Origin of the sequence: Streptomyces maremycinicus, from assembly GCF_001184025.1 — a bacterium.
GTDB lineage: Bacteria > Actinomycetota > Actinomycetes > Streptomycetales > Streptomycetaceae > Streptomyces > Streptomyces maremycinicus.
Genome location: NZ_BBYG01000010.1, coordinates 325,379 through 338,080 on the forward strand (window position 1 = coordinate 325,379; position 12,702 = coordinate 338,080).

A 12,702-nucleotide genomic window follows, 5' to 3' on the forward strand; every position below is an offset into this window, starting at 1 on the left:
GGATGACCCTGCACGCAGACCCCCACCTCGCGCTTGTCCGGCCGGTCCAGCCACTGACCCCGCAAGGGTGTCAGGAGTGTCTGCTGCTCGGCTCCCCGTGGGTCCACCTGAGGCTCTGCCTGACCTGCGGGCACGTCGGCTGCTGTGACTCCTCGCCCAACAAGCACGCGCGCAGGCACGCGGCTGCCGACGCCCATCCGATCGTGCAGTCGTTCCAGCCCGGCGAGGACTGGCGCTGGTGCTACGTCCACGAGGCGTTCGTCTGATGTCCGGCGACCAGTGGCCGCCGGGCGTGGGACCGGTGCCGGAGGAAGCGGACGAGGCCGTCCTCCGGGAGAGCCCGGACGTCTACGGGGCGTATCCGCGCCTCACGGAGGACCAGACGGCGCGTCTGGCGGAGCACGGGCGACGCCGGAGCATGGCTCCGCACGACGTGCTGATCCAGGAGGGGGAGCGCTGCGAGACGTTCTACGTCGTCCTCAGCGGCACCGTCGCCGTCGTCGAGGACTACGGCACTCCCGAGGAACACGTGCTGCGCGTGCACGGCCCCGGTCGCTTCATCGGCGAACTCGGGCTCCTGCACGGACAGGTGGCCTTCTACACCGCTGTCGCCAGGGAGCCGGGCGAGGTCCTCGTCGTCTCCCTGGACCAGTTGCGCCACCTGGTGTCCCAGGACTCCGCCCTCGGGGACCTCGTGCTGCGCGCCTGTCTGGGCCGTCGCGCGCTGCTCGTCGGACAGGGCGCCGGCTTCCGCATCATCGGCTCGCGCTACTCGCCCGACACCCGGCGGCTGCGCGAGTTCGCCGTCCGCAACCGGCTGCCGCACCGCTGGATCGACCTGGAGACCGACGAGGAGGCCGAGGAACTGCTCCGCCGCTTCGGCGTCGGCCCGGAGGAGACACCGCTCGTCATCTGGCGGGACACCACCCTGCTGCGCAACCCCGGCAACGCGGAACTGGCCCGGCTCATCGGCCTGCCGTCACTGCCCGCCGGGAACCGTCACGGCGACGTCCTCATCCTCGGCTCCGGACCCGCCGGCCTCGCTGCCGCGGTGTACGCCGCCTCCGAGGGCCTGAGCACCACCGTGGTGGAGGCGATGGCCACCGGCGGCCAGGCAGGCACGTCGTCCCGCATCGAGAATCTGCTCGGTTTCCCCGCCGGCATCTCCGGCGCCGAACTCACCGAACGCGCCGTGCTCCAGGCCGACAAGTTCGGGGCCGGGATCAGCATTCCGGCGGAGGCGACCGGTCTCCGCCCCCAGGACGAGGACCATTATGTGGTGGCGTTCGCCGACGGCAGCGAGATCGCCGCCCGCGCCGTCATCCTGGCCACGGGTGCCCGCTACCGTCGGCTCCAGGTGCCCGGCATCGAACGCCTGGAGGGAACGAGCGTCCACTACTCGGCGACCGTCTACGAGGCCCAGCAGTGCCGCACCGAACCGGTTGCCGTCGTCGGCGGAGGCAACTCGGCGGGCCAGGCGGTGCTGTTCCTCGCCGGGTACGCGCCGAAGGTGCACCTGCTGGTCCGGGGCCCCAGCCTCGAGGCCAACATGTCCCGCTATCTGGTCGACCAGGTCGAGCGCCATCCGCGGGTGGAGGTCATGCTGCACACCGAGGTCACCGAGGTCGTCGGCCGGGAGGTGCTGGAGGAGCTCGACGTGGTCGACAACCGCACGGGCGGGCACCGCCGGCTCGCGGTACGGGGCCTGTTCGTCTTCACCGGCGCCGACCCCCATACCGAGTGGCTCGCCGACACCATCGCCCTCGACTCCCGCGGCTTCGTCCTCACCGGCACGGAAGCCCGGGAAGCGTGCGCCCACCCCGAGACGTGGCAGGGCCGCGGGCGCTCGTGCATGACCCTGGAGACCAGCCTGCCCGGGGTCTTCGCGGCAGGGGACGTCCGCAGCGGCTCGGTGAAGCGGGTGGCCTCGGCGGCCGGTGAGGGCGCGATGGCCATCCACTTCGTGCACCGGCACCTGGGGCACTCGGCCGCACCCGGCACCACGGGCACGTCCGCTGCCGCGGGCGGCTCGGACGTCTCCGCACGCCTACGTCACAAGGAGTCCGCATGGCTCGCATGACGCCCGCGGAGGAGGAGACCACGAGAATGCTCGCGGCACCGGACGAGTGGGCAACGGGTCGGTGTGACTCCTCGAACACCTGCCGGCGGCTGACCTGGCAGGCGCGACGAGGTAGCCTCCGAAGACCGCCCTTGACCTGCAACGGCAGGCAGGGAGCAGACGATCCGGGAGCTTCCTCATGCTGCGCACCATGTTCAAGTCCAAGATCCACCGCGCCACCGTCACCCAGGCCGACCTGCACTACGTGGGATCGGTGACCATCGACGCGGACCTGCTCGACGCCGCCGACCTGCTGCCGGGGGAGCTCGTCCACATCGTCGACATCACCAACGGGGCGCGGCTCGAGACCTACGTCATCGAGGGCGAGCGCGGCTCGGGGGTCGTCGGGATCAACGGGGCCGCCGCCCATCTCGTGCACCCCGGTGATCTGGTGATCATCATCAGTTACGCTCAGGTGACCGACGCCGAGGCGCGGGCGCTGGAGCCGCGGGTGGTGCACGTGGACCGCGACAACCGGATCGTGGCCCTCGGAGCGGACCCCTCGGAGCCGGTACCGGGCTCCGACCAGGAGCGCAGCCCGCAGGCGGTGTCGGTCTGACCGCAGCAGTCACCGCACGCATCGCACCGGGAGTGCCCATGAGCGACATCGAGATCCGCGACGACCGGGCGGCGGGCCGCCTCGAGGCACTCGGTGACGGCGGTGAAGTCGTGGGCCGCATCGAGTACTTCGTCCTCGACTCGCCCGCGCCCGCCCTGGTGCCGGTGCACACCGTCGTCGAGCCGGCCCACGAGGGCAAGGGCATCGCCGGGTCGCTGGCCCTGGAGCTGTACGCCGCCTCCCGGCGCGAGGGCATCCCCGTGGCGCCGCTCTGCCCGTACGTCGTGAAGTGGGCCGAGCGGCACCCCGACGAGGCTCCGGCCGCCGACCCCGAGCTGCTGCGCGCCGCCAAGGACTGGCTGCGCGCCCACCCGGGCCGTTTCTGACCGGGTTCCGACCGGGCCGGGCGCGGCATCCCGTCGCGGGGCACGGGGCACCGGGGACTGGGACGGGCCGGGTGACGCCACCCGGGTGAGTGGCCGCGGCCGCCCCGGGTACGCGGGGGATGAGTCCAGAGCCAAGCCTCACATCTGGCCGGAGGACACCATGACCAACCCGTACGCCGACCCCGTCCACCCCGACCCCGTGCAACCCGATCCGGTTCGGCCCGGACCGCCGCCCGGACCCGTTCCGGGCCCGCCGGAGCCGTTCCCCAGCCCGGTGCCTCCTCCCGAGCCGCCGCCGGGCCCGGACCCTACGCCGCCGCCTCCGCGGCCGGTACCGCCCCCGGATCCCACCCCGTCACCGTCCCCCGTCCCGCCGGGGCCGGAGCCGGTCCCCGATCCGGAACCGGGGCCACCCCTCAGCTGACGGGACCGGTCGGCGGGACCGGCCGACAGCGGCACGGTGGGCGGCGGGAGACCGCCGCCCACCGTGCCGCCCTCGAAGTGGGCTACGCCCGCGTCTCCGAGCGGTCGCCGCCCCAGAGGGTGTGGAACGCGCCCTCGCGGTCCACCCTGCGGTACGTGTGCGCCCCGAAGAAGTCCCGCTGCCCCTGCGTGAGCGCCGCCGGCAGCCGCTCCGCGCGCAACGCGTCGTAGTACGCGAGCGCCGCCGCGAAGCCGGGCGTCGGTACGCCCTGGAGGGTCGCGGACACCAGCACCTCGCGCCACGGGTCCTGCGCCGCCGCGATCTCGGACGCGAACGTCTCGTCGGACAGCAGGCTCGGCAGGTCGGCCCGGTGGTCGTACGCGGCGCGGATCCGGTCGAGGAAGGCCGCGCGGATGATGCAGCCACCGCGCCAGATCGCGGAGACGGCGCCGAGGTCGATGTCCCAGCCGTACTCCTCGCTGCCCGCGGCGATCTCGTGGAAGCCCTGCGTGTACGACACGATCTTCGAGGCGTACAGCGCCTGCTCCACCCGGTCGGCGAAGGCCTGCGCCTCCGCCTTGCCCAGCGCGGACGCCTTCGGTCCGGCCAGGCCGCGCGAGGCCTCGCGCAGCTTCGCGTGGCCCGACAGCGACCGGGCGAAGACGGCCTCCGCGATGCCCGACACCGGGACGCCGAGGTCGAGGGCGATCTGGACCGTCCAGCGGCCGGTGCCCTTCTGCTCGGCCTGGTCGACCACCACGTCGACGAAGGGCCGTCCCGTCGCCGCGTCCACGTGGGACAGCACCTCGGCGGTGATCTCGATCAGGTAGGAGTCGAGGCGGCCGGTGTTCCAGGTGCGGAAGATGTCCGCGATCTGCGCGGGCTCGTACCCGGCGACATCGCGCAGCAACTGGTAGGCCTCGCCGATCAGTTGCATGTCGGCGTACTCGATGCCGTTGTGGACCATCTTCACGAAGTGACCGGCGCCGTCCGGGCCGATGTGCGTGACGCAGGGCGCCCCGTCCGCCGCCTTCGCCGAGATCTTCTCCAGCATCGGGCCCAGCGATTCGTACGACTGCGGCGAGCCGCCCGGCATGATGCTCGGGCCGTGCAGCGCGCCCTCCTCGCCTCCGGAGATGCCCGCGCCGACGAAGTGGATGTCCTGCTCGCGCAGTTCGCGTTCCCGGCGGCGGGTGTCGGCGAAGTGCGCGTTGCCCCCGTCGATGATCATGTCGCCGGGTTCGAGCAGCGGCGCGAACTCCCGGATCACCGCGTCGGTCGGCTCACCGGCCTTCACCATGATGACCAGGCGGCGGGGCCGCTCCAGCGCCGCCACGAACTCCTTGGCGGTCTCGGCGCCGACGAACTCGCCCTCGTGGCCGAACTCCTCGACCAGGGCGTGGGTGCGTGCCGCCGTGCGGTTGTGCAGCGCGACCGTGTAGCCGTTGCGTGCGAAGTTGCGGGCGAGATTGCGGCCCATGACCGCGAGTCCCGTGACGCCGATCTGAGCTGTTGTGGTCATACGGTTGGCTCCTCCGGGGGTGTGCCCCTGCATGCGGTCGGTGTCGTCCTCGGGACCATCTTGACGCGTTGCGCCCCCGGAATCCCGCCCGGGGCGTCCGGCGTCCGCCCGCGCGTCGGACCGGCCGGTTGTCGCCTTGTCATGGCCTGTTCGCCGCCCTTACTTTTGCCCCTCCTGACGCATGTCGAGAGGGATCTCCATGGCCGTACGCGGCCGGCACCGCCGGTATCAGCCGAACAGGATCAACCGGGCCTCACTCACCGTCACGGCGGGTGGTGCCGGCATGGCACTGCCGCTGATCGGCACCGGTGCAGCTCAAGCGGCCGACGTGGAGACCTGGGACAAGGTCGCCGCGTGTGAGTCGACCAACGACTGGAACATCGACTCGGGCAACGGCTACTACGGCGGACTCCAGTTCACCCAGTCCACCTGGGAGGCGTACGGCGGAACGCGGTACGCGCCCCGAGCGGATCTGGCCACCAAGGACCAGCAGATAGCCGTGGCCGAGAAGGTGCTGGACGGGCAGGGGCCCGGCGCCTGGCCCGTCTGCTCGGTGCGGGCCGGACTGAGCCGGGGCGGCGACACCCCCGACATCCACCCGAACGGCACCTCGGCGAAGTCGGGCAAGCCGTCGTCGGCCGAGGCTTCCAAGGCGTCCCAGCGGTCCCGGTCGTCCACGTCGTCCGGCGCGGCCCCCAGGACGTCCAAGACCTCGCTCGACGACGTCCGGCCGCAGAGCACACCGCAGTCCCGGGCCGGCACCGCGCAGATGTACACCGTGGTGCGCGGCGACACCCTCTCCGGCATCGCGGACACCGAGGAGGTCAAGGGCGGCTGGCAGGGGTTGTACGCGGCCAACCGGACGACCATCGGCGCCGACCCCGACCTGATCCTGCCGGGCCAGCGGCTCAGCCTGGACGGCCGGACGGGCGCCGCGACCGAGCCCCCGGCCGGCAGACCCCGGACGGAGAAGCCGAAGACCTCCCCGGGCACCAAGGCGGGCAAGCCGGCCGCGAGCACCAGGACCAAGGACACCGGCTACAAGGCGTCGACCGGCCATTCGGTCGTGTCGCCGGTCAGCGCCTCCACCGGAACGCCGTACCACGCGACGGGCTCGTCGTGGTCGAAGGGCTACCACACCGGTGTCGACTTCCCCGTGCCCACCGGCACCACCGTCAAGTCGGTCAAGGCGGGCGAGGTGGTGAGCGCGGGCTGGGCCGGTTCCTTCGGCTACCAGGTGATCGTCCGGCACGCCGACGGCCGCTACTCGCAGTACGCCCACCTGTCGGCGATCTCCGTGCGGGACGGGCAGTCGGTGAGCGGCGGGCAGCGCATCGGCCGGTCCGGCTCCACCGGCAACAGCACGGGCCCGCATCTGCACTTCGAGGTGCGGACCGGGCCCGGTTTCGGGACGGACGTCGACCCGGTGGCGTACCTCCGGGCCGGCGGCGTCAGGATTTGACACGCTCCCGATGCCGGTCGACGACCGGCATCGGGACGTACAGACCTCCGTACAGCGGGGTGTAGAACGACGCGGGCACGTCCCCGCCGGGCGGGTCCTCCTCGTAGCCGTCCTCGTCGTCGACGACCGTGGTCGGGGTCAGGATGAACCGCTCCGTCGGCACGTCCGCCGGCCGGGAAGCGGCGAGGGCCGCTTCGGCGAGCCGCAGGTCCTCCAGTGCCGCTTCCGCCGACCGCAGGTCCTCCGGGAGCGGCGCGCCCGGCTGCCCCGGGAACCGGATCCCGCCCGTCGCGCCGTCGGTCTCCCCGCTCTCCGGGACCTTGGCCGGGACCTCCGCCGGGCCGCCGTCCGCCGCGGTCCGCGCGACCGGTAGAGCAGCCGCCGCCGTCTCGGGCCGAGCGCCCTGAAGACGCTCCGTCGTGAGGAGGATGAGTCCGCCCGCCGCCACCACACCGCAGCCCAGGGCGAGCACGGTGCCCGTGGTGCCGTGGCGGAAGGTCTCGCCGAACATCGTGATGCCGACGGCGGCCGCCACCACGGGGTTGACCACCGTCAGCGTGGCCAGCGGGGCCGCGAGGCCCGCGCCCCGGTAGGAGGCCTGCGACAGCAGCATGCCGGCCGTGGCCAGCACTCCGATCACGGCCAGGGACGGGACGTCGGCCGTCGAGACGCCGCCGGTCCAGTCGACCGCCACGGTCTTGGTGAACACCGACGACATGCCGAACGCGATGCCCGACGCGGTCGCCAGCAGCATGCTGCGGACGGCCGGGTGCCGGTGCGCGGCCCGTCCGGCCACCATCAGGGCCACGACCGCGCCCGCGGTCACCACGGCCACGCTGACCCGCTGCGGGGTGCTCAGCGACTGTGCGTCGGACGCCCCCACCAGGGACAGCAGACCCGCGAGACCGACCGTCGCCATGATCGCGCCCCGCCAGGCCGTCGCCCCGGCCCTGCGGCCGACGAACAGCGCGGCCATGGGCAGCGCGAACACGATGGTCAGCGCGCCCAGCGGCTGCACCAGACTGAGAGGACCGTAGGCGAGCGCCACCACGTGCAGGAGTCCGCCGAGACCGTTCAGCGCCACCGCGGCCCACCAGCCCGGACGGCGCAGCGGGGCGTATTCCTCGTCGGGCGAGGACAGCGCGACCTGCTCCTGCACGATCGCCCCGGCCGCGTACGCGACAGCGGAGACGAGCGACAGGACCACGGACAACGCGAGGGCGCTCATGAGCTGCTCCTCTGCGTGAGGCGGGGGCGTGCGGCCCGGCGCGGCGAACGGTCGGCTCTCATAACCAACACGATGCCTTGTCGATCTGTTCCCGTCGTCGTACCTAAGCACGCAATAAGTCCTACTACCGATGGAGTACGGACGGCCCGCTGTCCTCCCTCAGGCGGGTGACGGCCCAGGGATCCCCCTGAGCGCCACCCCTACCGCCCTTGGTACTACTGCACTTCGTGGACCTCGACCCCGATCTCGCCGCCCTGCGCCCGCTCGGCCCCTTCTTCGCCCTGCGCACCCCGTCGTCGGACGACCCGGGGGAGCGCGCCGCTGCGCTGCCCACCCTCGCCCGGGCCTACCGCGGGACCCCCGGGAGCGGGCCGCCGGACGCGCACGCGGACCCGCTGGCCTTCCGGGTGCGCAAGGTGACCCGGGCCCTGCGCGCCCCCGAGGACCGGATCGGGGCCTCGGTGGCGCAGCAGGGTCTCGCGGCCCGGCTCTGGTCGGTGGCGCTGGGCTGCGCGGTCCTGTACGGCGGCGTCCCCGACCTCGCGCCGGAGCTGCTGCGCTGGGACCCGGACGGCACCGCCCCGGACGACCTGTGGCTGACCGAGGTGCGGGCCCGCCCCGGGGACGCGGCGACCCTGGCCGCTACGGTCCTCGACGGCCACCTCGAACCGCTCTGCGCGGCGCTGCGCGCCCGCGGTCCGGTCGCGCCGGGCCTGCTGCGCGGCAACTCCGCATCGGCGCTGGCCGGGGCCGCCCGTCAGCTGGAGCTGTGGGCCCGTGGGCACGGCCGTCCCGACGCCGGCGCACGCGCGCGTGTCCTCACCGCCGAGCTGTTCACCCACCCCCTGCTCGCGGCCACCGGGACCCTCACCGGCACCGCCTTCCGCCGCCGCAGCTGCTGCCTGTACTACCGGGTGCCCGGCGGGGGCGTCTGCGGCGACTGTTGCTTCGCACGAGCCCCGCGCTCTTCCCCACGCGCCCCGTCTGGGTGACCATGAAGGGAGCCGGTCGCTGCGTGAGACATGGGGGGGTTCCGGGTGCGAGTGGGACTGCTGACCCGGGAGTATCCCCCGGACGTGTACGGCGGCGCGGGGGTCCATGTCGAGTTCCTCGCCCGCGAGTTGAGGCGGCTGGTCGACCTCGACGTGCACTGCTGGGGCGAGGGCCGCGCCGACGGGATCCAGCGGCATCGCCCCTGGTCCGCGCTGGACGGCGCCAACGACGCGCTGCGCACCTTCTCCGTGGACCTCGCCATGGCGGCCGCCCTCGAAGGCCGCGAGCTGGTCCACTCGCACACCTGGTACGCCAACCTCGCCGGTCACCTCGCCAAGGAGCTGTACGGCGTCCCGCACGTGGTGACCGCGCACTCGCTGGAGCCCCTGCGGCCCTGGAAGGCCGAGCAGCTCGGCGGGGGTTACGCCCTGTCGAGCTGGGCCGAACGGACCGCGGTGGAGGCGGCGGACGCGGTCGTCGCCGTCTCGGGCGCGATGCGCGAGGACATCCTGGCCTGCTACCCGTCGCTCGACCCGGAACGGGTGCACGTCGTGCACAACGGCATCGACACCGCCCTCTACCGGCCCGACCACGGCACCGACGCCCTCACCCGGGCCGGCCTCGACCCCGACCGCCCGTTCGTCCTGTTCGTCGGCCGCATCACCCGGCAGAAGGGCGTGCCCCATCTGCTGCGCGCCGTCCGGGACATCGACCCCGCGGCGCAGGTCGTGCTCTGCGCGGGAGCGCCCGACACCCCCGAGATCGACCAGGAGTTCCGCGACCTCTTCGCGGAGCTGAGCCGGGCCCGGGACGGTGTGCACTGGATCCCGAAGATGCTGCCGCGCCCCGAGGTGATCCAACTCCTGACGCACGCGGCCGTGTTCGTCTGCCCGTCGGTGTACGAACCGCTCGGCATCGTCAACCTGGAGGCGATGGCCTGCGGCACTCCCGTGGTGGCCTCCCGGATCGGCGGGATCCCGGAGGTCGTCGAGGACGGGGTGACCGGGACGCTCGTGGACGTGGACGACGATTTCGAGGCCGGTCTCGCGCGGGCGCTGGACGCGGTCCTCGGCGACCCGGCGGCCGGCCGGCGGATGGGTGAGGCCGGACGGACGCGCGCGACGGGGGAGTTCGGCTGGGACGCGGTGGCCCGGCGTACGGTGCGGCTGTACGAGGAGATCGTCAAACAGGCTTAGTTCCCCCGGTCGGGGGCAACCATGGTGTCAACCAGGGTGAGGGGAGCGGCCATGCGTCGTGGTGGGCCTTCGGTGCTCGGCATCGTACTAGCGGGCGGTGAGGGCAAGCGGCTGATGCCGCTCACGGCCGACCGCGCCAAACCGGCGGTCACCTTCGGAGGCACGTACCGGCTCGTCGACTTCGTGCTGTCCAACCTGGTCAACGCCGACATCCTGCGCATCTGCGTGCTGACGCAGTACAAGTCGCACTCGCTGGACCGGCACATCACCACCACCTGGCGGATGTCGAGCCTGCTCGGCAACTACGTCACCCCGGTGCCGGCCCAGCAGCGGCTCGGGCCGCGCTGGTACCTGGGCAGCGCCGACGCCATCCTCCAGTCGCTGAACCTGATCTACGACGAGCGGCCGGAGTACGTGGCCGTGTTCGGCGCCGACCACGTCTACCGCATGGATCCGCGCCAGATGCTCGCCCAGCACATCGACAGCGGCGCGGGCGTGACCGTGGCCGGGATCCGGGTCCCGCGTGGCGAGTCCTCCTCCTTCGGGGTGATCACCCCGGGCTCGGACGGGCTGACGGTCGAGCGCTTCCTGGAGAAGCCGGCCGACCCGCCCGGGCTCGCCGACGACCCGGAGTGCGTGTTCGCGTCGATGGGCAACTACATCTTCACCACCAAGGCGCTCATCGAGGCGCTCCAGCGGGACGCCGAGGACGAGAGCTCGGTCCACGACATGGGCGGCTCGATCCTGCCCCAGCTCACCGCGCGCGGCGAGGCCCAGCTGTACGACTTCCACGAGAACCACGTGCCCGGCGAGACCACCCGCGACCAGGGGTACTGGCGGGACGTCGGGACGCTCGACGCGTACTACGACGCCCATATGGACCTGATCGCCGAGCGCCCGGCCTTCAACCTGTACAACCGCAGCTGGCCGATCTACACCCACTCGGGTCAGCTCTCCCCGGCGCGTTTCAACGCGGGCGGCATCGCCGGCGAGTCGATCATCAGTGCGGGCTGCCTGATCCGCGGACAGGTCACCCGCTCGGTGCTGTCGCCGGGTGTGGTGGTCGACCCGGGAGCGGTCGTGCAGGGCTCGATCCTGCACGACAACGTGCACATCGGACGGGGTGCGGTGGTGCGCGGGGCGGTCCTCGACAAGAACGTGGAGGTCCCTCCGGGTGCGACCATCGGCGTGAACCCGGAGCGGGACGCGGAGCTGTACACGGTCTCCAAGAGCGGCGTGATAGCCCTGGGAAAGGGCCAGCGGGTGTCCTGAACTTAATGCGCTGTTAACTGTGTGTAGCTTGATCGTACTTGACCGTAATCGCCCGGGCGCGCTTGACTGATTGCCTCCACTCTGAGCCGACGCGAGGCAAGCCCTTGACTGCTGACGATCTGCTGGCCCCCCTCGACCTGGCGTTCTGGAACCTCGAGTCGGCCGAGCACCCCATGCACCTGGGGGCGCTCGGCGTCTTCACGGCGCAGTCGCCCACCGCGGGCGCCCATGCCGCAGACCTGCTCGCGGCCCGGGCCGCGGGCGTCCCCGGACTCCGGATGCGGATCCGCGACGTATGGCGGCCGTTCGACCGCTCGGAACCGTTCGACCTGCGCCGGTCGCTCGCCTTCGGCGGCGCGACCCGGGAGGCGGACCCGGACTTCGACCCCCTGCACCACGTGTCGCTGCACGCGCCCACCGCCGACTTCCAGGCCGCGGCCGGGCGGCTCATGGAACGCCCGCTGTTGCGCGGCCGCCCGCCCTGGGAGGCCCATGTCCTGCCCCACACGGACGGCGACCGCTTCGCCGTGCTCTTCAAGTTCCACCACGCGCTCGCCGACGGACTGCGCGCCCTGACCCTGGCCGCGGCGGTCCTGGACCCCATGGACCTGCCCGCCCCCCGGCCCCGCCCCGCCGCACCGGCCCGCGGAGCCCTCCCCGACGTGCGCAGACTGCCCGGCCTGCTGCGCGGCGCCGTCGCCGACGTGGGCCGCGCCCTCGACATCGGCGCCTCCGTCGCCGTGCACACCCTGGGCATGCGCCCGACGCCCGCCCTCAGCGCCGCGTCCACCGGCACCCGCCGCACCGCCGGCGTCGTCATCGACCTCGACGACGTGCACCGGATCCGCAAGGTCGCCGGCGGCACCGTCAACGACGTGCTGATCGCGGTCGTCGCCGGGGCCCTGCGCCGCTGGCTCGACGAGCGCGGCGACGGCAGCGAGGGTGTCGTGCCGCGCGCGCTCATCCCGGTGTCCAAGCGCCGGCCGCGCACCGCCCACCCCCAGGGCAACCGGCTCTCGGGGTACCTGATGCGGCTGCCCGTCGACGACCCCGACCCGCTGCGCCGCCTCGACACGGTCCGCGCCGCCATGGACCGCAACAAGGACGCGGGTCCCGGCCGGGGCGCCGGCGCGGTCGCCCTGCTCGCCGACCACGTCCCGGCCCTCGGTCACCGCCTCGGCGGCCCGCTGGTCGGCCAGGCCGCCCGGCTCTGGTTCGACATCCTCGTCACCAGCGTGCCCCTGCCCAGCCTCGGCCTGAAGCTCGGCGGGAACCCGGTGACCGAGGTCTTCCCGTACGCCCCGCTCGCCCGGGGCCAGGCCCTCGCGGTCGCCGTCTCCACCTACCGCGGCCGGATCCACTACGGTCTGGTCGCCGACGCGGAGGCGGTCCCCGACCTCGACCGGTTCGCGCGGGCCCTGACCGCCGAGGTGGAGACGCTCATCACGGCCTGCGGCTCTTGACGGGAACGGGTTTGGAGGAGCGGCCCGGCGCTCCGTAAAATTCGTCCTTCGAGAGCGGACTCGGTCGGAGCGCCGCAC

Annotated in this window: 11 protein-coding genes; 9 read left to right on the plus strand and 2 right to left on the minus strand. The window is 73.0% G+C overall.

Annotated features, from left to right (window positions below; translation table 11 throughout):
• Positions 1-2: 2 nt before the first annotated feature.
• The 4 genes from AOQ37_RS09015 (at position 3) to AOQ37_RS09030 (ending at position 3,064) form a co-directional block, all read left to right on the plus strand.
• On the plus strand, positions 3-266 hold the full coding sequence (locus AOQ37_RS09015; protein ID WP_062643024.1) for a UBP-type zinc finger domain-containing protein: 264 nt from the start codon (positions 3-5) through the stop codon (positions 264-266).
• Entirely contained in the window at positions 266-2,080 is a 1,815-nt protein-coding gene (locus AOQ37_RS09020; protein WP_062643025.1) for an FAD-dependent oxidoreductase, read from the plus strand. The genes AOQ37_RS09015 and AOQ37_RS09020 overlap by 1 nt, the downstream gene beginning before the upstream one ends.
• 178 nt (positions 2,081-2,258) lie before the next feature.
• Positions 2,259-2,678 carry an aspartate 1-decarboxylase gene (gene panD, locus AOQ37_RS09025; protein WP_020127501.1) on the plus strand — a complete coding sequence of 140 codons (420 nt, stop codon included), beginning with the start codon at positions 2,259-2,261 and terminating at the stop codon, positions 2,676-2,678.
• Positions 2,679-2,716: 38 nt separating this feature from the next.
• The gene (locus tag AOQ37_RS09030) at positions 2,717-3,064 is read left to right on the plus strand and encodes a GNAT family N-acetyltransferase (protein WP_062643027.1); all 348 of its coding nucleotides are present in this window, start codon (positions 2,717-2,719) and stop codon (positions 3,062-3,064) included.
• Positions 3,065-3,570: 506 nt separating this feature from the next.
• Here the strand turns inward: AOQ37_RS09030 and gnd are convergent.
• Positions 3,571-5,010: an NADP-dependent phosphogluconate dehydrogenase gene (gene gnd, locus AOQ37_RS09035; protein WP_062643029.1), complete on the minus strand. Its 1,440-nt coding sequence runs from the start codon at positions 5,008-5,010 to the stop codon at positions 3,571-3,573.
• A gap of 199 nt (positions 5,011-5,209) precedes the next feature.
• Between gnd and AOQ37_RS09040 the strand changes: the two genes are divergently transcribed.
• Entirely contained in the window at positions 5,210-6,472 is a 1,263-nt protein-coding gene (locus AOQ37_RS09040) for a transglycosylase family protein (protein ID WP_062643031.1), read from the plus strand.
• Here the strand turns inward: AOQ37_RS09040 and AOQ37_RS09045 are convergent.
• Positions 6,462-7,700 (minus strand): DMT family transporter, encoded by a 1,239-nt coding sequence (locus AOQ37_RS09045; protein WP_062643032.1) that lies wholly within the window; start codon positions 7,698-7,700, stop codon positions 6,462-6,464. The two genes, AOQ37_RS09040 and AOQ37_RS09045, sit on opposite strands and share 11 nt — an antisense overlap.
• 227 nt (positions 7,701-7,927) lie before the next feature.
• On the opposite strand from AOQ37_RS09045, the gene AOQ37_RS09050 reads away from it, so the two are divergent.
• The 4 genes from AOQ37_RS09050 to AOQ37_RS09065 all read left to right on the plus strand — a co-directional run bounded on the left by AOQ37_RS09050 (position 7,928) and on the right by AOQ37_RS09065 (position 12,624).
• On the plus strand, positions 7,928-8,692 hold the full coding sequence (locus AOQ37_RS09050; RefSeq protein ID WP_062643582.1) for a (2Fe-2S)-binding protein: 765 nt from the start codon (positions 7,928-7,930) through the stop codon (positions 8,690-8,692).
• A 45-nt stretch (positions 8,693-8,737) separates the two neighbouring features.
• Complete coding sequence (glgA, locus tag AOQ37_RS09055; RefSeq protein ID WP_062643584.1) at positions 8,738-9,889, plus strand: glycogen synthase; 1,152 nt, start codon at positions 8,738-8,740, stop codon at positions 9,887-9,889.
• A gap of 51 nt (positions 9,890-9,940) precedes the next feature.
• The gene (gene glgC / locus AOQ37_RS09060) at positions 9,941-11,161 is read left to right on the plus strand and encodes a glucose-1-phosphate adenylyltransferase (protein WP_062643034.1); all 1,221 of its coding nucleotides are present in this window, start codon (positions 9,941-9,943) and stop codon (positions 11,159-11,161) included.
• Positions 11,162-11,265: 104 nt separating this feature from the next.
• Entirely contained in the window at positions 11,266-12,624 is a 1,359-nt protein-coding gene (locus AOQ37_RS09065) for a wax ester/triacylglycerol synthase family O-acyltransferase (protein ID WP_062643036.1), read from the plus strand.
• Positions 12,625-12,702 lie beyond the last annotated feature (78 nt).

Excerpts from the sequence above, each read along its gene's own strand:
- AOQ37_RS09015 (WP_062643024.1), top strand. The coding sequence starts at position 3 with ATGACCCTGCACGCAGACCCCCACCTCGCGCTTGTCCGGCCGGTCCAG.
- AOQ37_RS09020 (WP_062643025.1), top strand. The coding sequence starts at position 266 with ATGTCCGGCGACCAGTGGCCGCCGGGCGTGGGACCGGTGCCGGAGGAA.
- panD (WP_020127501.1), top strand. The coding sequence starts at position 2,259 with ATGCTGCGCACCATGTTCAAGTCCAAGATCCACCGCGCCACCGTCACC.
- AOQ37_RS09030 (WP_062643027.1), top strand. The coding sequence starts at position 2,717 with ATGAGCGACATCGAGATCCGCGACGACCGGGCGGCGGGCCGCCTCGAG.
- gnd (WP_062643029.1), bottom strand. The coding sequence starts at position 5,010 with ATGACCACAACAGCTCAGATCGGCGTCACGGGACTCGCGGTCATGGGC.
- AOQ37_RS09040 (WP_062643031.1), top strand. The coding sequence starts at position 5,210 with ATGGCCGTACGCGGCCGGCACCGCCGGTATCAGCCGAACAGGATCAAC.
- AOQ37_RS09045 (WP_062643032.1), bottom strand. The coding sequence starts at position 7,700 with ATGAGCGCCCTCGCGTTGTCCGTGGTCCTGTCGCTCGTCTCCGCTGTC.
- glgC (WP_062643034.1), top strand. The coding sequence starts at position 9,941 with ATGCGTCGTGGTGGGCCTTCGGTGCTCGGCATCGTACTAGCGGGCGGT.